The organism is Azospirillum sp. ST 5-10 (assembly GCF_051225715.1).
Taxonomy (GTDB): domain Bacteria; phylum Pseudomonadota; class Alphaproteobacteria; order Azospirillales; family Azospirillaceae; genus Azospirillum.
This window is the reverse complement of record NZ_JBPJSP010000003.1, coordinates 256228-276674: the sequence shown is the minus strand read 5'-3', so window position 1 is coordinate 276674 and position 20447 is coordinate 256228. Positions and strand designations below refer to the sequence as shown.

22 protein-coding genes are annotated in these 20447 nt (G+C 72.0%); 12 read left to right on the top strand and 10 right to left on the bottom strand.

All coding sequences use genetic code 11. The features are described 5' to 3' along the window. Window positions 1-76: 76 nt before the first annotated feature. From ACSBPG_RS05590 to ACSBPG_RS05570, 5 genes are all read left to right on the top strand, one after another. The gene (locus tag ACSBPG_RS05590) at window positions 77-1387 is read left to right on the top strand and encodes an MFS transporter (protein WP_435536134.1); all 1311 of its coding nucleotides are present in this window, start codon (window positions 77-79) and stop codon (window positions 1385-1387) included. Between the two features lie 10 nt (window positions 1388-1397). Next, a complete protein-coding gene (locus tag ACSBPG_RS05585) occupies window positions 1398-3383 on the top strand; it encodes a CocE/NonD family hydrolase (RefSeq protein ID WP_435536133.1) in 1986 nt (661 codons plus the stop codon). A 41-nt stretch (window positions 3384-3424) separates the two neighbouring features. Continuing rightward, entirely contained in the window at window positions 3425-4057 is a 633-nt protein-coding gene (locus ACSBPG_RS05580) for a DUF1989 domain-containing protein (protein WP_435536132.1), read from the top strand. Further along, entirely contained in the window at window positions 4054-4842 is a 789-nt protein-coding gene (locus ACSBPG_RS05575) for a nitrilase-related carbon-nitrogen hydrolase (RefSeq protein WP_435536131.1), read from the top strand. The genes ACSBPG_RS05580 and ACSBPG_RS05575 overlap by 4 nt, the downstream gene beginning before the upstream one ends. Window positions 4843-4939: 97 nt before the next feature. After that, window positions 4940-5719 carry an enoyl-CoA hydratase/isomerase family protein gene (locus ACSBPG_RS05570; RefSeq protein ID WP_435536130.1) on the top strand — a complete coding sequence of 260 codons (780 nt, stop codon included), beginning with the start codon at window positions 4940-4942 and terminating at the stop codon, window positions 5717-5719. Here the strand turns inward: ACSBPG_RS05570 and ACSBPG_RS05565 are convergent. Then, a complete protein-coding gene (locus tag ACSBPG_RS05565) occupies window positions 5644-6624 on the bottom strand; it encodes a LysR family transcriptional regulator (protein WP_435536129.1) in 981 nt (326 codons plus the stop codon). The two genes, ACSBPG_RS05570 and ACSBPG_RS05565, sit on opposite strands and share 76 nt — an antisense overlap. 165 nt (window positions 6625-6789) lie before the next feature. Further along, complete coding sequence (locus ACSBPG_RS05560; protein WP_435536128.1) at window positions 6790-6942, bottom strand: hypothetical protein; 153 nt, start codon at window positions 6940-6942, stop codon at window positions 6790-6792. Window positions 6943-7068: 126 nt separating this feature from the next. Here ACSBPG_RS05560 and ACSBPG_RS05555 point away from each other — a divergent pair, with 126 nt between their 5' ends. Then, complete coding sequence (locus ACSBPG_RS05555; RefSeq protein ID WP_435536127.1) at window positions 7069-7452, top strand: hypothetical protein; 384 nt, start codon at window positions 7069-7071, stop codon at window positions 7450-7452. Between the two features lie 16 nt (window positions 7453-7468). Here the strand turns inward: ACSBPG_RS05555 and ACSBPG_RS05550 are convergent, their stop codons facing one another. The 8 genes from ACSBPG_RS05550 to ACSBPG_RS05515 form a co-directional block, all read right to left on the bottom strand. Further along, window positions 7469-8626 (bottom strand): patatin-like phospholipase family protein, encoded by a 1158-nt coding sequence (locus ACSBPG_RS05550; protein WP_435536126.1) that lies wholly within the window; start codon window positions 8624-8626, stop codon window positions 7469-7471. Between the two features lie 15 nt (window positions 8627-8641). Beyond that, the gene (locus tag ACSBPG_RS05545; protein WP_435536125.1) at window positions 8642-9277 is read right to left on the bottom strand and encodes a hypothetical protein; all 636 of its coding nucleotides are present in this window, start codon (window positions 9275-9277) and stop codon (window positions 8642-8644) included. 110 nt (window positions 9278-9387) lie between these two features. Further along, complete coding sequence (locus ACSBPG_RS05540; RefSeq protein WP_435536124.1) at window positions 9388-9627, bottom strand: hypothetical protein; 240 nt, start codon at window positions 9625-9627, stop codon at window positions 9388-9390. A gap of 50 nt (window positions 9628-9677) precedes the next feature. Next, window positions 9678-10061, bottom strand: coding sequence for an SDR family NAD(P)-dependent oxidoreductase (locus ACSBPG_RS05535; RefSeq protein ID WP_435536123.1), 384 nt, complete (start codon window positions 10059-10061; stop codon window positions 9678-9680). A gap of 107 nt (window positions 10062-10168) precedes the next feature. After that, complete coding sequence (locus ACSBPG_RS05530) at window positions 10169-10945, bottom strand: succinate dehydrogenase iron-sulfur subunit (RefSeq protein WP_435536122.1); 777 nt, start codon at window positions 10943-10945, stop codon at window positions 10169-10171. Window positions 10946-11218: 273 nt separating this feature from the next. Further along, window positions 11219-11608, bottom strand: a complete 390-nt coding sequence (locus tag ACSBPG_RS05525) for a response regulator (protein WP_435536121.1) — start codon at window positions 11606-11608, stop codon at window positions 11219-11221. Continuing rightward, window positions 11605-13173: a sensor histidine kinase gene (locus tag ACSBPG_RS05520; RefSeq protein WP_435536120.1), complete on the bottom strand. Its 1569-nt coding sequence runs from the start codon at window positions 13171-13173 to the stop codon at window positions 11605-11607. Before ACSBPG_RS05520 ends, ACSBPG_RS05525 begins: the two co-directional genes overlap by 4 nt. Window positions 13174-13464: 291 nt before the next feature. Beyond that, window positions 13465-14319, bottom strand: a complete 855-nt coding sequence (locus tag ACSBPG_RS05515; protein WP_435536119.1) for a YihY/virulence factor BrkB family protein — start codon at window positions 14317-14319, stop codon at window positions 13465-13467. Between the two features lie 204 nt (window positions 14320-14523). Between ACSBPG_RS05515 and ACSBPG_RS05510 the strand changes: the two genes are divergently transcribed. The 6 genes from ACSBPG_RS05510 to ACSBPG_RS05485 all read left to right on the top strand — a co-directional run bounded on the left by ACSBPG_RS05510 (window position 14524) and on the right by ACSBPG_RS05485 (window position 20390). Beyond that, window positions 14524-15627, top strand: a complete 1104-nt coding sequence (locus tag ACSBPG_RS05510) for an ABC transporter substrate-binding protein (RefSeq protein WP_435536118.1) — start codon at window positions 14524-14526, stop codon at window positions 15625-15627. 144 nt (window positions 15628-15771) lie between these two features. Next, on the top strand, window positions 15772-16851 hold the full coding sequence (locus tag ACSBPG_RS05505) for an ABC transporter ATP-binding protein (protein WP_435536117.1): 1080 nt from the start codon (window positions 15772-15774) through the stop codon (window positions 16849-16851). Continuing rightward, window positions 16848-17702 carry an ABC transporter permease gene (locus tag ACSBPG_RS05500; protein ID WP_435536116.1) on the top strand — a complete coding sequence of 285 codons (855 nt, stop codon included), beginning with the start codon at window positions 16848-16850 and terminating at the stop codon, window positions 17700-17702. The genes ACSBPG_RS05505 and ACSBPG_RS05500 overlap by 4 nt, the downstream gene beginning before the upstream one ends. Further along, complete coding sequence (locus ACSBPG_RS05495; protein WP_435536115.1) at window positions 17702-18499, top strand: ABC transporter permease; 798 nt, start codon at window positions 17702-17704, stop codon at window positions 18497-18499. The genes ACSBPG_RS05500 and ACSBPG_RS05495 overlap by 1 nt, the downstream gene beginning before the upstream one ends. A gap of 26 nt (window positions 18500-18525) precedes the next feature. Beyond that, window positions 18526-19590: an agmatinase gene (gene speB, locus ACSBPG_RS05490; protein ID WP_435536114.1), complete on the top strand. Its 1065-nt coding sequence runs from the start codon at window positions 18526-18528 to the stop codon at window positions 19588-19590. Beyond that, the gene (locus ACSBPG_RS05485; RefSeq protein WP_435536113.1) at window positions 19587-20390 is read left to right on the top strand and encodes a carbon-nitrogen hydrolase family protein; all 804 of its coding nucleotides are present in this window, start codon (window positions 19587-19589) and stop codon (window positions 20388-20390) included. The genes speB and ACSBPG_RS05485 overlap by 4 nt, the downstream gene beginning before the upstream one ends. Window positions 20391-20447 lie beyond the last annotated feature (57 nt).

Genomic DNA, 20447 nt, shown 5'->3' with positions numbered 1-20447 from the left:
CGAACCCGGGGGCGCTCCCGGGTTTGCCCCGGCGTCCTGGCCGTGGCGGACGCCGCCCGGCCCCGGGGGCCGGCCGATGACCGTGGCGACCCCGGAGCCGGCGCCCGCGCGGTGGCGGCAACGCGCCGCGCGCGCCTTGCGCAATCCGCTCTACCGCCGCTACTTCCTGGCCCAGACGCCGCTGGTGGTGGGGTCCTGGATCCATTCGCTGGCCATCGGCTGGCTGATGTGGCGGCTCAGCGCCTCGCCCTGGCTGCTCGGCCTGCTGGCGCTGTGCGACCTCGGCCCGACCTTCGTTCTGGGGCCGGTGGCCGGCACCGTGTGCGACCGCATGGACCGCCGCCGCCTGCTGGTGGTGACCCAGACGGCCTTCGTCGTGCTGGTCGCGGTGCTCGCCGGGCTGACCCTCTCCGGCCGGGTGACGGTGGCGGTCGTGCTCGGCATGACCCTGGCGATCGGCGTGGTGACGGCCTTCGACAGCCCGGCGCGCCAGGCTTTCGTCGCCGAGCTGGTCGGGCTGGACGACCTGCGCAACGCCATCGCCCTCAACTCCATGCTGTTCAACGCCGCCCGGCTGGTCGGTCCGGCGGTGGGCGGGGCGATCGTCGCGACGTTCGGCGAGGGCTGGTGCTTCGTCCTGAAGGCGCTGGCCTATCTCCCGATGCTGCGCGTCCTGGCGACCTTGCGCGGCGTTCCCCTCGAGGCGCGGGCGCCGGGCGGCGGGTTCCTCACGGAGATGCGCAGGGGGCTCGCCTTCGTGCGCGGCGACGCCGCCGCCACGCGCATCCTGTTCCTGGTCGGGGTGTGCAGCTTCACCAGCGTGCCCTACTTCTCCTTCCTGCCGGCGCTGACCAACCAGATGCTGCATGCCGACGCCGGCGTCGCCGGCATGCTGATGAGCATCACCGGCGTCGGCGCCGTCGCCGCCGCCGTCGCGCTGACGCTCTTCGACAATCTGGCGGTGCTGCGCCTCTACCCCGTGTGGTCGAGCCTGCTGCTCGGCCTGGTGCAGGTCGGCATCGGCGCCTCGGACGACCTCGCGCTCACCGCGGTCCTGGCGCTGCCCATGGGCTTCGCCATCCTGTCGCAGAACCTCGCCTCCAACACCCTGCTCCAGCATTTCGCCCCGCCGGCGTTCCGCGGCCGCGTCATGGCGATGTACTCGATGATGATGCTCGGCACCGTGCCCCTGGGCTCCGTCGTCGTCGGCGCGCTCGGCGACTGGCTCGGCATGCCCTTCACCTTCATCGCCGGCGGCCTGCTGTGCGCCGCCTCGGCGCTCGCCGTGCGCAGCCTGCCGGCCCATCCCGAATCCGTTCCCGCCACATCCGACCGTCCCAAACCGGCGCGGCCCGCCGTCCCCGGCCTCCCGCCGCAAGAAACCTGAAGGAGCGAAGATGGAGAACAGCCACCTCGGCGACCGGCCGGCCCCCTTCCGGCAGATCACCATTCCGATGTCCGACGGCGTCGTCCTGACGGGGCGCCTGTGGCTGCCCGAGACGCCGGCCGCCGCCAAGGTGCCGGTCGTCCTGGAGTGGATCCCCTACCGCCAGTCGGACAACACGGCGGTCGGCGACTCCATGGTCCACGGCTACTTCGCCATGAACGGGATCGCCTCGGTCCGCGTCGACCTGCGCGGCAGCGGCAATTCCGAGGGGCTGCTGCACGACGAATACCTCCGGCAGGAGCAGGACGACGCCTGCGAGGTCATCGCCTGGCTGGCCGGGCAGGACTGGTGCAACGGCAAGGTCGGCATCATCGGCATCTCGTGGGGCGGTTTCGCCGGCCTGCAGATCGCCGCCCGCCGCCCGCCCGCCCTCAAGGCCATCGTCACCTGCTGCTCCACCGACGACCGCTACAGCGACGACGTCCACTTCATGGGCGGTGGCCTGCTGATCGACGGCATGCAGTGGGGCTCCGGCCTGTTCGCCCAGCTTGGCCGGCCGGCCGATCCCGCCCACGTCGGCGAGCGGTGGCGCGACCTCTGGATGAACCGTCTGGAGCACCTGGAGCCGCCGCTGCGGCGCTGGTTCGCGCACATGGAGCGCGACGCGTTCTGGAAGCACGGCTCGGTCTGCGAGAACTACGGCGACATCGAATGCGCGGTCTACGCGGTGACGGGCTGGACCGACGGCTATTCGGACCCGGTGCTGCGGCTGATGGAGAACCTGAAGGGGCCGCGCAAGGGGCTGATCGGGCCGTGGACCCACATGTATCCCAACTGGGGCGTGCCCGGGCCGAAGATCGGCTTCCTCGAGGAGTGCATGCGCTGGTGGCGCCACTGGCTGCTGGACGAGGAGACCGGCATCATGGACGAGCCGATGCTGCGCCTGTGGGTCGGCCGGGACCTCAAGCCGCACCCGCGCCATCCCGCGATCGACGGGCGCTGGATCGCCGTTCCCGGCTGGCCGTGCGAGGGTCCGGCGGCGGCGTTCCATCTCGACGACCGCGCGCTCACGCCGACGTCGCCGGCCGCGGCGGCGCCGGTGCGCGTCGACACGCCGCAGCATCTCGGCGCCTTCGCCGGCGAATGGTGCCCGCTCGACGGCGGCGGCGACGGTCCGGAGTTCCAGGGCGACAACCGACAGGACGACGGCCTGTCCGTCTGCTTCGACACCGCGGTGCTCGACCGCCCCGTCGAGGTGGTGGGCATCCCCCGGCTGGCGCTCGACCTCGCCATGGACGGCGAGACGGCGACGGTGATCGTGCGCCTGAACGAGGTGGCGGCCGACGGCACCTCGGCCCGCGTCACCTTCGCGGTCCGGCGCATCCGCCGCCCCGCCGGCGTCGCCGCCGGGGAGCGCTTCTCCGCCGAGATCCCGCTGAAGGGCGTGGCCTACGCGTTCGCCGCGGGCAGCCGCATCCGCCTGGCGCTGTCGACCACCTACTGGCCGTTCGTCTGGCCGGAGCATGGCCGCGGCGCCATCACCCTCCATCCCGACGCCGCCGTGTTCCGCCTGCCGGGCATGCCGGCCGAGGCGGTCCACAGCCTCCCTCCGTTCGGCCCTCCGGTGTCGGCGCCGCCCATCCCCTGCGAGACGGTCGACCCCGGCGACGTGGTCCGCACCGTCGCCTGGGACGCCACGACGGGGCGGTCCGAACTGACGTCGCGGACGCGGCGCCCGACGGTCCGGCTCGGCGACCTCACCCTGGGTGGGCACGGCGGGCACGGCTACTCGATCCTGCCCGCGGACCCGACCTCCGCCCGCGCCCATTTCGAGAGCGTGCAGCGCTACGAACGCCCGGGGTGGGCGGTCCGCCTGGAAAGCCGCAGCGACGTCTTCTGGGAGGACGGCAAGCTGGTGCTCGAAGCGGCCTACGACGCCTTCGAGGACGACCGGCCGGTCTTCTCCCGGCGCTGGCGCGACCGCTTCGACTACTGAGCCGCCACTGAGCCGCCGTCCGGCCGGCGGGAAGGAGGACCATGCCCGAGACCGTGATCCCGGTGCCGGCACGCGGCGCGCGTGCCGTTCCCCTGAAGGCGGGGGACCGCGTCGCCGTCGTCAACGTCCACGGCGGCCAGGTGGTGGACACCTGGGCGTTCCCCCGGCCGGCCGTCGGCGGGTGCGAGTACCTGTCGATGGAGCACACGCGCGTCCATCACCACCGCCTGATGTTCCGCCCGGGCGACGTGCTGGTCACCAACCGCCTGCGGCCGATCCTGCGCTTCGTGGAGGACCGGTCGCCCGGCGTCCACGACACCCTGTGCCCGGCCTGCTGCGCGGAGAGCTATCGCCTCTACTACGGGTTCGACGGCCACCACGCCAACTGCTCCGACAATCTGCGCGCCGTCCTGACGGCGGCGGGGCACATCCTGCCGGACGGCGTCGTCCCCACGCCGTGGAACCTCTTCATGCACACGGTCGTCGAAGGCGACCGCGAGCTCAGGGACCATCCCGGCGGGGCGGCCCCCGGCGACTTCGTGGCGCTGGTCGCCGAGACGGACTGCCTGTTCGCCGTGTCGGCCTGCCCGCAGGACCTCATCGTCATCAACGGCGCCGACGGGCGGCCGCGCGGCGTCGAACTGCGCGTGTCCCCGGCGGGCGGCCCGTCGTGACCCCGGGCCGTCTCGACGTCCGGGTCGCCCAGCCCGACGGGCCGCCGGCCGGCCACGATGCGGCGCTGGACATGGTCGCCCGCACCCTGCGCGCGGCTGCCGGGGCCGATCTGCTGGTGCTGCCGGAACTCGCCCTGTGCGGGTACGGCGACGCGGAGCGGGTGCGCCGTCTGGCGGTCGGCCGGGACTCCGACGTCGTCGGCCGGCTGCGCTCGCTGGCCGCCGCCGCCGGCACGGGGCTGGTCGCCGGCTTCGCCGAACGGGACGGCGCGACGCTCTACAACGCCGCCGTCGCCATCGCCGGGGACGGCGCGCTCGCCGGGGTCTACCGCAAGCTCAACCTGTGGGGCGACCACGAGCGGGCGCTGTTCGCGCCGGGCGCCCCGTCGCCGGTCCTGCCGTGGAACGGCTTCGCCCTCGGCTTCCTGATCTGCCACGACCTCGACGGGCCGGAGACGGCGCGCGACCTGGTGCGTCGGGGGGCCGACACGCTGTTGGCGCTGAGCGCCACCAACGACGGCTACGCCGTGATCCCCGACGCGCTGGTCCGTGCGCGGGCGTACGAGAACGTGAGCTACCTCGTGTACGCCGACGCCGCCGGCCGCGACGGCGACTTCGTCTTCCGCGGCCACAGCCGCATCGTCGCCCCCGACGGCACGGTGCTGGCGGCGCTCGACGGGACGCGCCCGGCTCTCGCCGGAGCCCGCTTGACGGCGGCGGCGCTGGCCGGGTGGCGCCGCCGCCACCCCTACCTCCGCACCGCGGGGGCGGCGGCCGCCTCCTGAAACCCCTGACCAAGGCCATGGCCTTGGTCAGGGGCGCCCTTTGCGGCATGCTGGCGGTCCGGCGCCGGTGCCGGCACAGGGAGGGAGCCCGCAAGGCATGGACGACGAGATCCTCTACGCGGTGCAGGACGGCATCGCCCGCCTCACCCTGAACCGCCCGCAGGCGCGCAACGCCCTGACGTTCGGCATGTACGAGCGCCTGGCGGAGCTCTGCGCGGCGATCGACGCCGACGATTCGGTCAAGGTGCTGGTGATCACCGGCGCCGGCGACAAGGCGTTCGCCGCCGGCACCGACATCGCCCAGTTCCGCGCCTTCGCCACGGCCGACGACGCGCTGGCCTACGAGGCGCGCATCGACCGCGTGCTGGGCGCGCTGGAGCGCTGCCGCGCCCCCACCGTGGCCGCCGTCGCCGGCGCCTGCACCGGCGGCGGCGCCGGCATCACGGCGGCCTGCGACCTGCGCATCGCCACCGCCGATGCCCGCTTCGGCTTCCCCATCGCCCGCACGCTCGGCAACTGCCTGTCGCTCGCCAACCACGCCCGCCTCGCCGCGCTGATCGGCCCGGCGCGGGTCAAGGAGATGATCTTCACCGCCCGCCTGCTCGACGCCGCCGAGGCGCAGGCGGCCGGCCTAGTGTCCGAGGTGGTGGCCGACCACGCCGCCCTGACGGCGCGGGCCGACGAGCTCGCCCGCACCATCGCCGGGCACGCGCCGCTCACCCTGCGGACCACCAAGGAGGCGCTGCGCCGCCTGCGCGACGAGGGGCCGGGCGCCGACGACCGCGACCTGATCGTCGCCTGCTACACCAGCGACGACTTCCGCGAGGGGGTCGACGCCTTCCTCGCCAAGCGTCCGCCGGTCTGGCGCGGCCGGTGACCGGCGGGGCGCGGCGGCACCTCCTCCCCCAGCAGGGTCAGGAAGAGCTGGACCGCCGGGTTGTCGGCGCGGCCCGGATCGTCGACCGCCTGGAACGGGGCGCGGTAGGACAGCAGCGACGGGCGCAGCGCCCGCAGCCGCCCCTCGGCGACGTAGGGGGCGGCGTAGTGGTCGGGCAGGTAGCCGATGTAGGCGCCGGACAGGATCAGGCGCGCCGCACTCTCCATGTCGCTGACCGTGGCGTGCGGCGTGGCGATGGCGAAGATCTTCAGGTCGCGCGACCCCCAGTAGCTGCGGGCGACCAGGCGGTGGCGGCGCACGTCGTCGATCTCCACCGCCGCCTCGTCCGCCGCGAACAGCGGGTGGCCGCGCCCGCAGTAGAAGTGGTTCGTCTCGTCGTAGAGGTCGCGGTAGGAAAGCCCCGGGACGATGCGCGGGAAGCTGCCGATGGCGATCTGCAGCTGGCCGCCGATGACGTCGCGCAGCAGCTCGTTGGGCGGGCGCACGTTGACCACCAGGCGCACCTCCGGTGCCGCCTCGGCGAAGCGGGCGAACACCCGCTCCAGCGGCGCCCGGGGATCGCTGATGGTGTTGTCGACCAGGCCGACGGCGAGCGTGCCCGTCAGGCGGTCGCGCAGGCCGCGGACGTGCGAGGCGAAGCGGTCGAGCGTGTCGAAGACGCGCCGCAGCTCGTCGTAGACCGCCTGCCCCTCGGGCGTCAGCCGGAAACCGGCGCGGCCGCGCCGGCACAGCCGCACGCCGAGCCGCGTCTCCAGCTCGGCGAAGTGGGTGGAGATGGTGGAGAGCGACAGGTTCAGCTCGCCCTGGGCCGCGGTGAAGCCGCCGGAATCGACGACCGTCATGAACAGGCGCAGCAATCTCAGATCGACCGCGTCGATGGACATGCCGCGCCCCTCCCTCACGTCGACCGGGACAGGGGGCAGGCTACGGCACTTCGTCGCTGTTCCGCAACGGCGCGGCGGAGCGGTTCACGCCTCGCCTCAAAGGGGAGTTGCAGCGGACGGGGCGGGTCTCGGCGCTTCCGGGGACCCGCCGTGGAAGGCGCGCGCTTAGCGTGCCGGCGGTTGGCCCCGCTTCGGGATGGGTGCATCGGGCACGGCCGGGATGATCGTGGCGAACGCGGCGGCCCCCGCGTGGGTGAAGATCACCGTCGGCTCGGCGACCGCCTTGGCGTCGCCAATCGTCTTGTCCCTCGTCTCCATGGGTACTCCATCGGTTTGGCTTCTACATGGATGGCAACAGCCCGCCGTGAGGTTTGTTGCAGGAGGAGGGACCGCCGAAGTCGCGGAATCCCTTGCATCACGCCATGAAACAGGAACATGCCTCCCATGACGAAGCGCCACCCTCGCGCCGGGGTTCTCGTCGCGCTGACGACCACGTTGGTGGCCGGCGCATGCAGCGGTCTTCAGCCGCCGGCAAGGGCGACGCCTGATCCGGGAGCCACCGCCGCCTTGAACCGGCTCGCCCCGCACCGCTGCACCGGGACGACCGCCTCGACCCTGGCCGGCGCGCGGATCCCCACGGCACGGGTCCAGTCGATCAACTACGTCGCGCACCTTGATGGATACAGCGAGCGCGTTCTCGGCTACTCCGCCTGGGTCCGCCTCACCGACCAGCCGGGATTCGTCGTCGTGTCCCTGGATGCGAATTGCGCGCCGCGGCAGATCTACACGCGGGGAGGCGCCCACGTGCCGTCCCTGGCCCAATGGTGACGGCGCGAAGCATCGCTCAGCCGGAAGCGGTCGCGTGATCCGCGCTGCCGGCACCGCCGTCCCGGCATTGCGTCATTTCCGGCCCGTCGCCCATGCCGGCGGCGTGGACGATGAATTCACCGGACCCGGCCCGGCGAGTCCCCAACGTCCCGAGGCTGTGCGCCATCTCAGCGCGGCCGGCGTGCCAGCGCTCGGCCAGCACAGGGCGGGAAAAATCGAAAGCCCGCATCTCGACGTCGTGAGCAACGGGCCGGTGGCTCAGCAGGAGCAGCGTGATGCCGCCGTCGGCCCCCGTCGCCGCGTCCGCCATCGCGGCGACCACCTCGGCGTCCGCCCGGCGCGCGGCCGGCAGCCGCTCAGCCAGTGTCCGCAGATGCCGGCGCAGCGCGTGGGTGCGACGCAGCGCGTCGACCGCCGCCCAGGTCTGGGCGGTGAGCAGCAGTTCGAGCTGCCGATCCGTCGCCTGCCCGACCGTTCGCGGACGCTCGCCGCGCCGACAGAACAGGTCGATGGCGATGCACAGGCGATCCTCCTCGGACCGGTCCTCCAAGGCCGCCGCGATCGGCAGGTTTGCGCCCATGCCGCCGTCGCACAGCAGCCGCCCTCCGATCCCGACCGGCGGGAAGAACGGTGGAAAGCTGCTGCTCGCCACCAGGTGATCCGCCCCGATCGGCGCCTCGCGCGTGTCGAAGCGCACCTCCTCGCCGGTCATCAGGTCCACGGCCACGACCGTCAGATGTGGATCGCCGGCGTTCAGGCGCCCGAAATCGATCACCCGCTCCAGGGTGGCGCGCAGGGGGGTCAGATCGTACAGGCTGGCGTCCCCAGGCATGCCGGGCAGCATCGACAGGGCGCCGGGAAGGCGCGGCCGGAAGATGGTCGGGCTGCCGAACAGGATGGAGTGAAACACACGGGCCCGGTCGTCACCCCAGACGGAGGCCCCCATGGCCCAGGGCGGGTCGTGGCGTGCGGCCTCGTCCCAGAAGCGACGCAGATTCTCGACGCGTCGCTCCGGCGGATTGCCGGCGATGATGGCCGCGTTCACAGCGCCGGCGGAGGCCGCGACGATGCGGTGCGGCTCAACGCCGGCACTGGAGAGAGCTTCATACGCGCCGGCCTGATAGGCGCCGAGGGCGTTTCCGCCGGACAGCACGAGGATGGTCTTTTCCACCATGGCGACGTTCCCGCTTCATGTCATGGCATCGCGCTCGCCGGGGCCGCGCGACGCCTGATCGGCGACGCCCCGTACGACCCGGGAGGTCGCCTCGACCTGGCTGGGCACCATGGCCAGCCAGCCGCGCAGAGCCATGTCCGTCTGCTCCGCGATCATGTGCGTCTGGACGACCATGGCCTCCTGGGGCGAGCGGCACAGGGCGGGCCGTTCCATGGCGGCGATCTGGCGCCGGATCATCCGCCGCATGAGGGCGTGCCAGTCCCGGGTCGTGGTGCACGCGCCCTCCGTGGGGATGCCGCTGGCGTCCAGCAGGGCATCGGCGTTCGACATCGCGCGGCGGAGCAGGCGCCGGGCGTCCTGCCGGTCGGGCTGCGGGATCCCGGCGGTGCCGGCAACCAGATCCGGCGCTGCCGCCTGCCCAAGGTCGGGAGAATCCCCCGGTTCGTCGGCCGATCCGGCGTTGCTCCGCACGGCGAGCGCGGCCAGGGCTGCCGCCGCCCCGCCGGCCACCAGCATCTTGCCCAGGTTCCGCTGAAGGAATCCGCCCTGCTCGCCCGGCGCCTCGCCGTCTGGCAGAGATGGCCGTTGCGGTGCCGTTCGATCGGACGGCGGCGGGCCCACCGGCTCGGACGTGTGGTTGTTGTTCTCCATCGGCACCTCCTCTTCCGTCAGGCGCCGCCGGACCGGGCGGCGCGGCCAGCCGCAAGCGCCGCGGCGCCCATGGACGGCAAGCCCATGGCCACGCTTTCGCCGCCACGCCGTCAGGCACGGCTCTGCTCCATGCGCAGGCGCAACCGGCTCCACGCCATCAGTCCCAGCGGCAGACCGATCAGCACCACCATCGCGAGCGGCACGCCGCCATTGCTGGGTCCCGTGCGCCAGTTGCCGCGCACCCGCAGCTCGTCGTGCATCGGCGCGAACGCCGCACCCGTGGTTTCCGGACTGGGCTCGTCGGCGAGAAAGCCGTTATGGAGAGCCCGTCCGTTCATCCGCGTCATCAAGGATGGCGCCATCCGTTTCGCAAGCGCGCCGACCCTTCCGGCACCGCCGATCACGATGCCGCCTTGGCGCCGTGGACGTAACCGAAGAGATTGGTCTCGATCACGCGGTGCCAGACCGTGGTGGGAAGGTCCTCGAGGCGTCCGAAGACGCCGATCCCGGCGTTGTTGAACCACACGTCGATGCGGCCGAACCGGGCCAGCGCGCTGCGCGCCAGCCGTTCGGCCGCGTGCTCGTCCGTCACATCGGTCGGCACGGCCACGGCCACGCCGCCGAGGTCCCGGCATTCCCGTTCGACCTCGTGCAGCATGTCCGTCCGCCATGCCGCCAGCACGACGAACGCGCCGCGCCGGGCGGGCGCGTGCGCCGTCGCGCGGCCGATGCCGCTGGATGCCCCCGTGACGACGCCGACCATGCTCTCGAAGGAGCGGCTCATGATGGTCTCCCGCTTTCGTGCTGCACTGCAACAGCAGCGGGCCGCTGCGCGCGTCACGCGTCGCAAGCGGTACGTCCGACGGCCAGCAGGCGGGAGTCCGCGCGCGATCAGCGCCGCCTGAGCATGAGCTTCTTGATCTCGGCAATGGCCTTGGCCGGGTTGAGGCCCTTGGGGCATGCCTTGGTGCAGTTCATGATGGTGTGGCAGCGGTAGAGGCGGAACGGGTCCTCGAGATTGTCGAGGCGCTCGCCGGTCATCTCGTCGCGGCTGTCGACGATCCAGCGGTAGGCCCACAGGAGGACGGCCGGGCTCAGGAAACGGTCGCTGTTCCACCAGTAGCTGGGGCACGCGGTCGAGCAGCAGAAGCACAGGATGCACTCGTAGAGGCCGTTCAGCTTGGCGCGGTCTTCCGGCGACTGCAGGCGTTCGCGGCTCGGCGCGGGGCTCTGGGTTTGCAGCCATGGCTTGATCGAGGCATGCTGCGCCAGAACGTGGGTCAGGTCGGGCACGAGGTCCTTGATCACGGGCATGTGCGGCAGGGGGTAGATCCTGACGTCGCCCTTCACGTCTTCGATGGCCTTCAGGCAGGCGACCGTGTTCGTGCCATCGATGTTCATCGCGCAACTGCCGCAGATGCCCTCGCGGCAGCTGCGCCGGAAGGTCAGGGTGCTGTCGATCTCGTTCTTGATGTGGATGAGCGCGTCCAGGACCATGGGGCCGAACTTGGATGTGTCGACGACGTAGGTGTCCAGCCTCGGATTCTGCCGGTCGTCCGGATTCCAGCGATAGATGCGGAAGGCTCGCGGCCTCCGCGCTCCGGACGCCGCATCGATCCGCCGTCCTTCGCTGATGCGCGAGTGTGTCGGAAGCCTGAACTGCACCATACGGTCTCGTTTCCCTTCCCAGGCGAGCACCCGCCGGCAGGCCCGCGACGACATCGGCAACCGCCGATGGGCAAGGCGAGTCCCGGAACGCCGAAGCCATACGCCGGAAGGGGCGCATGGCCCGGGAACGCAAAAGGGGCTGCCGTCTCCGCCAGCCCCTACATAAACCGGCTGAACGTGAAAGGCCGCCAATGGGCGGCCCTTCTTGCTTTCGCCGATCGAGGCGTTGGCCGATTGCGAGCGGCTCCGGGCCAGCCGCCAACGACGCTGGGTTCAGGGATCAACGGACCTGCTGAAGAGCGCCTTGTCGATCTCGGCCTTCAGGTCATTGGGCATGATGGGTTTGAACAGGACCCCCGCGGGGTGATCCTGGTGGATGCGCTTCACGGTTTCGGGGTCCCGCGACCCGGTGATGAAGATGATGGACGGGCCGAGTGTCTGACGGATTTCGAGCGCAGCGTCCACGCCGTCGGCCTGCCCCTTCAGCCGGACGTCCATCAGCACCAGGGAAGGGCGGTGCATCCGCGCCAGTTCCACGGCCTTCGCCGCGGTGGCGGCGGTTCCGCAGACCCGAAGGCCCATTTCTCGGAGGGTGAGGGTCAAGGCGAGAGCGATCAACTGCTCGTCATCGACGATCAAGACGCAGATGTGCTCATCCGTCATGGCGCGATTTCGGGTGGCGGCATCCGAATTTCGATCTTGGTTCCGCCAATGTTCGACACGGCTATCTCCCCTTCCAATTGGACAACCAGGGCCTCCACAATGCTCAGATCCAACCCGTCATTCGTCCCCAGGGTTCCACCACTTGCTTCGTACCCGTTGCCGTTGTCGGATACGGACAGCAGCAGAGTGTCGTCCGCGCATCGCCGAAGATGAACCAGCACCGCGCCGCCACGGCCTTCGGGAAAGGCGTGCCTCAAGGCGTTCAACACCAGTTCCGTCACGAGCAGGCCGAGTGGAATGGCGAAGTCGAGGTTGACCGTCAGGGCGTCGGCTTCCGCGGAGATGCTGATGGTGCGCCGCTCGTTGCCGCTCGAAGCCATCAGGTTGCGCCCGAGTTCTGCGAGGAAGGAGCGGACATCGAAGGTCGCCAAATCGTCCGACGTCATCAACTGCTGGTGGACGAGGCCAAGAGCGTTGATGCGGCGACGCAGATCGTTCAAGACATCGTTGGGAGGGGGGCCGCTCAGGCCGGACGCCTCAATGGCGATTATGCTGTCAATGACTTGAAGGTTGTTCTTGACCCGGTGGTAGACCTCGCGCAGCAGAAGGCTCCGCTCGTCGAGCGCCTTCCGCAGCCGCTGGTTCGACGTTTCGAGGTCGGCCGTGCGGTCGGCGACGCGGCGTTCGAGGGTCTCGTTGGCCTCGCGCAGCGAGCGGTGAAGCCTGGCGAACTGGCCGAGGAAGAACACCAGCAGCAGGATGGCGGAGATGAAGCCGCTGACCCGGCTCAGATCCCACCCGACGGTGTATCGCGCACCGCCCGCGATCGCGAGCGCGTTGAAGGCGGCGAAGGCGACCAGGGCGACGCCGAGCCAGCCGAACAGGACGTTGCGGCCGCGCGTGACCAGCCAGAGCAGCAGGAAGGCGGCCGTCGAGAGCGCGATGGATGTCCATGACACGGCGTGTGCCCAAGCAGCGAAGACATTGCCCTGGAGTTCCGGCGGCAACCAGCCCTGTCCTGTCATTGCGACCAGCGCAAGCAGGACCACCAACGCCAGCACGGCCGCCATGGCGGCGCCGATGACGCCGCCGGTGCGCTCGGGGGCGATCCTCCATTCGCCGCGGCAGGCCTCGGCGAGGATGGCGGCGAGGACGAGGAGCGGAAACCCGAGGATCCAGACGACGAACAGCCATCCGACCGATTGGGGGGTGCCGATCAGCGGGCGGTCAGGAATCCACGCCCCGGGGAAGCTGAGCACGTGCAGGAGCGCCATCGCCGCGCTGTAGAAGTAGGCGGCGGCCAGCAGGAGCAGCGATGCGGAGCGGACGGCGCGGAACTGGACGAGCAGCAGGTAGCCAGTGCAGAGGTCCGCGATCAGCACGCCGGCGCCGAAGGTGGTGGTGACGGCCGGGATGACCGGACCGGGCTTGGCCGCGAACGGAAGAACCGCGAGCGTCGCGAGGACGTAGGCGACGCACAGGGCGCCAATGGTCCGCCTTGTCGTCGGCGTCGCGCTCTCGCTGATGAAGGTGCCGAGTTGTTCGCGTCCCGAACTCGCCTCCATCTCCGCCCCCTGCAAGCTGCTGGCGAAGATAACGGCTGGGTTATGACTCCGTTTCGGCCTCCCGGCGCAACAATCTCTCGACAGCCTCGCACAGGGCGTCGCCGAGGCCGAGGCGCGCTACTATGCTCAAACCGAGGACGTCGCCATGGCGGCGTGACTCAAGCAAAATCGCCTCCGGCAAACCCGGTGCGGTTCAATGCGGACATATCCCCGTTCGCGCGCTTTCTGCGGCGTGTCCCAGGCAGAAGCACCCGGGGTGGCGGCGAGCCTGCCCGCGCCGAGCGGCCGCCGTCACCGCGCCGAACGGCTGCCGGCGTGTTCGGAATAGGCGCGCGTGATCTCCGCCCCGAACAGGAAGATCGTGCTGGAGTAATAGACCCAGATCAGGATCAGCACGAAGGAACCGGCCGCCCCGTACGCCGACGCGATGCCGCTGGTCCCGAGATAGAGCCCGATGAGCAGCTTGCCGACAAGGAAGAGCAGCGCGGTCACCGCCGCTCCCAGCCAGATGTCGAGCCAGGAAATGCGCGCATTCGGCAGGATGCGGTAGATCAGCGCGAACATCAGCGTGAACGCGATCCAGGACGACAGGCTGTCCAGACCCCACGCCAAGGTGGCAAGCGCGGACACCTGCCCTTTGATCCAGGTGCCGAAGGCCGACAGGGCGGCGCTCACGAAGAGCGAGGCGATGAGAAGGAAGCCGAAGGCGGCGACGAGCGCCAGCCCCTTCAGGCGGACCCTCACGATCCAGGACAGGGTCGACTCCTGCGACGGCGCCACCTCCCAGATCCGGTCGAGCGCCGCCTGCAACTCGGCCAGCACCGTGGTGGCGCCGACGAGAAGCGTCACGATGCTCAGACCGCCGGCCAGGAGGCCGGCCTGCGTGGTCCCGGCGCTTGCGACGAGGCCCTGGATGGCGCGCGCCACCTCCGGATCGACCATTTCGGAAAGCTGGCCGTAGAGGGCGCCCTGCGCCGCCTCGTCGCCGAACACCGCGCCGGCGGTGGCGGTCACCAGGACGACCAGAGGCGTCAGCGAGAACACGGTGTAGAAGGCGATCGAGGCGCCCATGCTCATGGCGTTGTGCGCGACCCATCCCTGAACGGCGCCGACGAGCACCTGTCGTATCGTCCCGATCACGTCCATCCTCCCGTTCCGCATCCGCCGCGGTCCCGCTGGCAGCGACAGCAGCTCCAACAGACGGAAGCGGGCCGGAGATGCCCCAGCGACAGCGGTTCCGGACGCCGGCCCGATCACTTCGACGGGGATCCAAGTGAGCTACGGCACATCGTCATTTTTCCGCGACGGTTGTCGGGCGCTCAATGACACGAACGCAAGGGGGGCGGGACCATGACGACCAAGGGAACGGGACGTTTCGGACGGATCGGCCGGCGCACGCTGCTGGCCGGCGCGGGCACGCTGGCGGCGGCCGCCGCCCTCGGCCGTCCCGCCGTCGTGCGGGCCGGTGACAAGACGCTGAAGGTCGGCGTTTACGGCGGCTACTTCAAGGAATCCTTCGACAAGCACATCTTCCCGGAGTTCACCAGGGCCTCCGGCATCACCGTGGAGGGCATCGCCGAGCCGACCGGCGAGGCCTGGCTGGTGCAGCTCGAGCAGGCGGCGCGCGCCGGCCAGGCGCCGGCCGACGTCTCCATGATGTCGCAGACCACCATGCTGAAGGGCATGACCACCGACCTGTGGGCGCCGCTCGACCCCAAGCGGCTGCCCAACGCCGACAAGGTCGCCGCCCACCTGCGCAACACCTATCCCGACGGCCGCCTCGCCGGGGTCGGCGCGGTGTCCTGGTACGTCACCCTGGTCTCCAACACCCAGGCCTACCCGACGGCGCCGGACTCCTGGGCCGTCCTGTGGGACCCCGCCAACAAGGACCGGCTCGGCCTGCTGGCGCTGGTCAGCAACTCCTTCCTCCTGGAGGTCACGGCGGCCACCTTCTTCGGCGGCACCGGCCACCTCGACAGCGAGGCCGGCCAGCTCGACTGCTTCGCGAAGCTGACCGAGCTGAAGGACAACGTCCGCCTCTGGTACCGCGACGAGGCGCAGTTCGAGGCGGCGCTGAAGTCGGGCGAGATCCCCATGGGCCAGTACTATCACGACGTCACCGGCCTGGCGGCGGCCGACGGCCACCCCGTGCGCTCGACCTTCCCCAAGGAGGGCGGCATCAACGACAGCGGCAGCTGGGCGGTGTCGCGGGCGTCCAAGGCGCTCGACCTCGCCCACGTCTTCATCGACTACATGGCGCAGCCGTCGGTGCAGGCGCTGCTGTCGCGCAAGGTCGGCACCGCGCCGACGGTGCCGCGCGCCCTGACCGACCTGAGCGACGCCGAGTTCGCCGCGGTGTCCTCCGACATCCCGCCGATCGTCCCGCGCTACGACCTCTACCAGAGCAAGTCCGACTGGCTGAACCAGAAATGGACGGAGATGATCGTGGGGTGACGGGGATGGTCGCGGCGGACCCCCACCCTCCCCTCCCCCACTGACGCGGGGGAGGGTCTTTCTCCTCCCCCCGCGTCAGTGGGGGGAGGCCGGGAGGGGGGACCGACGCGACGCCCCCCTCCCCTCCCCGCACGAGAGGTCTTCATGTCGGCGCTCGTCCTCGATGGGCTGACCAAGCGGTTCGGGTCGGTGGTGGCGGTGCACGGGGCCACCCTGCGCATCCCGCACGGCACCTTCGTCTGCCTGCTCGGCCCCTCGGGCTGCGGCAAGACCACGCTGCTGCGCATGATCGCCGGGCTGGAGGAGCCGTCGGGCGGCCGCCTGCTGCTCGACGGGCGCGACATCACCGGCGAGCCGGCGCACCGCCGCGACTTCGGCATGGTGTTCCAGTCGCTGGCCCTGTTCCCCCACCTCAGCGCCGGCGACAACGTCGCCTACCCCTTGCGCATCCGCGGCGTCGCCGCCGCCGAGGCGCGGGGGCGCGTGGCGGGCCTGCTGGAGCTGGTGCGCCTGCCCGGCCTCGCCGACCGGCCGGTGGCGAAGCTGTCGGGCGGCCAGCGCCAGCGCGTCGCCATCGCCCGGGCGCTCGCCCTGTCGCCGCGGCTGTTCCTGCTGGACGAGCCGCTGTCGGCGCTGGACGCCAAGCTGCGCGAGGCCATGCAGATCGAGCTGAAGCAGCTCCAGCAGCGCCTCGGCGTCACCACCATCGTCGTCACCCACGACCAGCGCGAGGCGATGACCATGGCCGACCTGGTGGTGGTCATGTCGCACGGCCGCATCCACCAGGCGGCGGCCCCCGTCGAGGTCTACCGCCGCCCGGCCGACGCCTTCGTCGCCGACTTCATCGGCATGACCAACCTGCTGCGCGGCACGGTCGACGGCGCCGGCACCCTGGCGGTGCCGGGCGGCCGCCTCCAGCTGTCCGGGCTGCCGCCGGCCGGCGAGGTGCTGCTGTCGGTGCGCCCGGAGGAGGTGGCGGTGCGCGGCGACGGCGACGGGCCGAACCGGCTGGCCGGCCGGCTGAGCTTCGTGCGCGACCTCGGCGCCCAGGTCGAGCTGCGGGTCGAGGCTGGCGGGCAGGAGCTGGTCGCCGTGGTGCGGCCGCAGGACCGCCCGGCCGTCGCCCCCGGGGCGCCGCTGTGGCTGGAGCTGCCGGCCCCGGCCTGCGTCGTGCTGCCGCCGGCGGCCGGCGCCGCGGCGCCGGCGGCGGAGGCGGCGGCATGATCCGCCGCGCCCCCCGCACGCTCGCCGAGCACGCGCCGATCCTGTTCCCGGCGCTGATGCTGCTGGTCTTCTTCGTCGTGCCGTTCGGGCTGATGGTCGGCGTCAGCGTGGCCCGGCGCATCCAGGGCGGCTTCTACGAGCCGGACCTGGTGTTCGCCAACTACGAGCGCTTCCTCTCCGCCTTCTTCGGCGGCGTGCTGGGCTTCTCGCTGCTGCTGGCCGGGCTGGTCGCCGTCCTGGCGCTGGCGCTGGCCTTCCCCTTCACCCACCGTCTGGTGCGCCTGCCGCGCCGGGCGCAGGTGCGCTGGCTGGTCTTCCTCCTGTCGATCCTGTCGCTGTCGGAGGTGATCATCGGCTTCGCCTGGTCGACCCTGCTGTCGCGCACGGCGGGGGTCACCAACCTGCTGGCCGCCCTCGGGCTGATGGCGGCGCCCACCGCCCTGGCGCCGGGCTTCGGCGCGCTGCTGGCCGGCCTCACCTACCAGGCCTTTCCCTACGCGGTGCTGGTGCTCTACCCGGCGCTGGCCCGCTTCGATCCCGGCCTGGTGGAGGCGGCGCGCACGCTCGGCGCCTCGCCGCCCAGGGCCTTCTTCACGGTGGTGGTGCCGGCCCTGCGCAACACCATCGTCTCGACCGGCATCATGGTGTTCGTCTTCGCGCTCGGCTCCTACCTGCTGCCGCAGCTCCTCGGCCGGCCGCAGCACTGGACCCTGTCGGTGCTGATCACCGACCAGGCGGTCTACCAGTCGAACATGCCCTTCGCCGCCGCCATGGCGGTGTTCCTGGTGCTGGTGTGCCTGGCCCTGGTCGGCCTCGCCCTCTACGCCGGCCGGCGCGCGGAGGCGGGATGATGGCGCGGCTGCCCGGACGCCTGATGGCGGCGCTGGTGGCGCTGGTGCTGGCCTCGCCCCTGCTGGTGGTCGCCGGCGTCTCGGTCAACGCCCGGAAGTCGCTCGACTTCCCGCCGCACGGCCTGTCGCTCGCCTGGTACGGCGCGGTGTTCACCGACGCCGGCTGGCGCGGCGCGCTGGTCAACAGCCTGGCGCTGGCCACCCTGTCGGCGGCGCTGGCGGTGCTGGTCGCCTTCCCGCTGGCCTGGTTCCTGTGGCGCTGGCGCGCCCCCTGGGCGCGCGCCGTCGAGGTGCTGGGGCTCGCCCCGTTCATCCTGCCGCCGGTGATCACGGCGCTGGGATTCCTCAGCTTCTGGGCGACGCTGGGGGTCTACGGCCAGCCCTGGACGGCGGTGGTGAGCCACGCCGTGTTCTTCGTGACCCTGCCCCTGGTCACCCTGTCGCTCGGCTTCGCCGCCATCGACCGCAGCCACGTCGAGGCGGCGGCGACCATGGGGGCCGACGACCGCACGGTGCTGCGCACCGTCGTGCTGCCGATGGTGGCGCCCTACGTCGTCTCCGGCTTCGCCTTCGCCTTCGTCCTGTCCCTCAACGAGTACATCGTCGCCTACATGACCGTGGGGTTCACCATGGAGACCCTGCCCATCAAGATCTTCAACGCGCTGCGCTACGGCTACACGCCGACCATGGCGGCGGTGGCGGTGCTGTTCGTGGCGCTGACCGGCGTGGTGTTCGGCCTGATCGCCCGCTTCGGCGACCTGCCGCGCCTGCTCGGCGCGTGGACCCGTCACGACTGACCCCCTTCCTATCCCGAGTGCCCGCCATGATCGATCCCGAGACGCTCGCCCGCCTGCGCGCCCGCTACGGCGAGGCGGCCGGCAACGCCTTCCACGACCCGGAGTTCGCCCGCATCGCCGCCCTGCAGTTCACCGACGGCGACCGCCGCACCTGGCCGTTCGCCGGTGTCGCCACCCTGCTTGACGCGCCGTTCCGGCCCGACGCCCCGGAGCGGCCGGACTTCGGCGGGCTCGACGTGGCGCTGGTGGGCGTGCCCATGGACCTCGGCGTCACCAACCGCGCCGGCGCCCGCCTGGGCCCGCGCGCGGTGCGCGCGGTGGAGCGCATCGGCCCCTACGAGCACGCCCTGCGCATGGTGCCGTCGGCCGGGCTGGCGGTCGCCGACGTCGGCGACGTGCCGATGGACAGCCGCTTCGACCTGGCGGCCTGCCACGCCGGCATCGCCGCCTTCTTCCACCGCGTCATGGACGCCGGCGTGGTGCCGCTGGCGGTGGGCGGCGACCATTCCATCAGCCAGTCGATCCTCAAGGCGGTGGGGCGCGCAGGGCCGGTCGGGATGATCCATCTCGACGCCCATTGCGACACCTCGGGCCCCTACGAGGGGGCGAAGTTCCACCATGGCGGCCCGTTCCGCCAGGCGGTGCTCGACGGCGTGCTGGACCCCACCCGCACCGTCCAGATCGGCATCCGCGGCGCCGCCGAGTACCTCTGGGAGTTCTCCTACGAGAGCGGCATGACGGTGATCCACGCCGAGGAGGTGCCGGAGATGGGCGTCGCCGCGGTGGTCGAGCGCGCCCGCGCCGTGGTCGGCGACGGGCCGGTCTACGTCTCGTTCGACGTCGACTGCCTCGACCCCGCCTTCGCGCCGGGCACCGGCACGCCGGAGGTGGGCGGCCTGACCAGCCGCGAGGCGCTGGCCATCCTGCGCGGCCTGGTCGGCGTCGACGTCGTCGGCGGCGACGTGGTGGAGGTGGCGCCGCAGTACGACCCCACCACCAACACCGCCCAGGCCGGCGCCCAGATGCTGTTCGAGCTGCTCTGCCTGGCCGCCCACGCGCTCGCCCGGCGCAAGGCGGCGACCCGGCCGTGAGCGCCCCGCGCGTCGCCCTGTGGCAGACCGCCGACGGCGGCCTCGACCGGCTGGAGCGCGCGGCGGCGGCCGCCGCCCGCCGGGGCGCCGGGCTGCTGGTGGCGCCGGAGATGGCGCTGACCGGCTACGCCATCGGCGCCGACGCGGTGCGGCGCCTGGCCGAGCCGCGCGACGGGCCGGCGGCGGCGCGCGCCGCCGCCATCGCCCGGCGCAGCGGCGTGGCGCTGCTCTACGGCTACCCGGAGCGGGGCGCGGACGGGGCGGTGTACAACGCCGTGCGGCTGGTCGACGCCGACGGCACGGCGCGCCTCGACCACCGCAAGACCCACCTCTACGGCGATCTCGACCGCGCCGCCTTCGCGCCCGGCGACCGGCTCGCCCCGGTGGTCGCGGTGGCCGGCCTGCGGGTCGGCGTGCTGATCTGCTACGAGGTGGAGTTCCCGGAACTGGCCCGCCGCCTCGCCCGCGACGGCGCCGAGCTGATCGCCGTGCCGACCGCGCTGATGGCGCCCTACGACGTCGTCGCCCGCACCGTCGTGCCGGCGCGCGCCTGGGAGAACCAGCTCTTCGTCGCCTACGCCAACCGCTGCGGCGGCGAGGGAACGCTCACCTACTGCGGGCTCAGCGCCGTCGTCGGCCCCGACGCGCGCGACCGCGCCCGGGCCGACCGCGGCGAGGAACTGCTGGTCGCCGCCGTCGACCGCGCCGCCATCGCCGCCGGCCGGCGGGACAGCCCCTACCTCGCCGACCTGCGGCCCGAGGTGGCGGCGCCGGACGGCCCGCCCGATCGCCGGGCTTGAACGGGGCCGTGGGAACGCCCTATGGATGCGGGTGTTCTCGCGTCGCATGACGCCTGG

Bases quoted from the DNA above. Each gene is read 5' to 3' on its own strand.
- ACSBPG_RS05500 (WP_435536116.1), top strand. From the start codon at position 16,848: ATGATCCGCCGCGCCCCCCGCACGCTCGCCGAGCACGCGCCGATCCTG.
- ACSBPG_RS05520 (WP_435536120.1), bottom strand. From the start codon at position 13,173: ATGGAGGCGAGTTCGGGACGCGAACAACTCGGCACCTTCATCAGCGAG.
- ACSBPG_RS05585 (WP_435536133.1), top strand. From the start codon at position 1,398: ATGGAGAACAGCCACCTCGGCGACCGGCCGGCCCCCTTCCGGCAGATC.
- ACSBPG_RS05495 (WP_435536115.1), top strand. From the start codon at position 17,702: ATGGCGCGGCTGCCCGGACGCCTGATGGCGGCGCTGGTGGCGCTGGTG.
- ACSBPG_RS05555 (WP_435536127.1), top strand. From the start codon at position 7,069: ATGACGAAGCGCCACCCTCGCGCCGGGGTTCTCGTCGCGCTGACGACC.
- ACSBPG_RS05515 (WP_435536119.1), bottom strand. From the start codon at position 14,319: ATGGACGTGATCGGGACGATACGACAGGTGCTCGTCGGCGCCGTTCAG.
- ACSBPG_RS05590 (WP_435536134.1), top strand. From the start codon at position 77: ATGACCGTGGCGACCCCGGAGCCGGCGCCCGCGCGGTGGCGGCAACGC.
- ACSBPG_RS05570 (WP_435536130.1), top strand. From the start codon at position 4,940: ATGGACGACGAGATCCTCTACGCGGTGCAGGACGGCATCGCCCGCCTC.
- ACSBPG_RS05530 (WP_435536122.1), bottom strand. From the start codon at position 10,945: ATGGTGCAGTTCAGGCTTCCGACACACTCGCGCATCAGCGAAGGACGG.
- speB (WP_435536114.1), top strand. From the start codon at position 18,526: ATGATCGATCCCGAGACGCTCGCCCGCCTGCGCGCCCGCTACGGCGAG.
- ACSBPG_RS05505 (WP_435536117.1), top strand. From the start codon at position 15,772: ATGTCGGCGCTCGTCCTCGATGGGCTGACCAAGCGGTTCGGGTCGGTG.
- ACSBPG_RS05535 (WP_435536123.1), bottom strand. From the start codon at position 10,061: ATGAGCCGCTCCTTCGAGAGCATGGTCGGCGTCGTCACGGGGGCATCC.
- ACSBPG_RS05510 (WP_435536118.1), top strand. From the start codon at position 14,524: ATGACGACCAAGGGAACGGGACGTTTCGGACGGATCGGCCGGCGCACG.
- ACSBPG_RS05560 (WP_435536128.1), bottom strand. From the start codon at position 6,942: ATGGAGACGAGGGACAAGACGATTGGCGACGCCAAGGCGGTCGCCGAG.
- ACSBPG_RS05580 (WP_435536132.1), top strand. From the start codon at position 3,425: ATGCCCGAGACCGTGATCCCGGTGCCGGCACGCGGCGCGCGTGCCGTT.
- ACSBPG_RS05545 (WP_435536125.1), bottom strand. From the start codon at position 9,277: ATGGAGAACAACAACCACACGTCCGAGCCGGTGGGCCCGCCGCCGTCC.
- ACSBPG_RS05525 (WP_435536121.1), bottom strand. From the start codon at position 11,608: ATGACGGATGAGCACATCTGCGTCTTGATCGTCGATGACGAGCAGTTG.
- ACSBPG_RS05565 (WP_435536129.1), bottom strand. From the start codon at position 6,624: ATGTCCATCGACGCGGTCGATCTGAGATTGCTGCGCCTGTTCATGACG.
- ACSBPG_RS05550 (WP_435536126.1), bottom strand. From the start codon at position 8,626: ATGGTGGAAAAGACCATCCTCGTGCTGTCCGGCGGAAACGCCCTCGGC.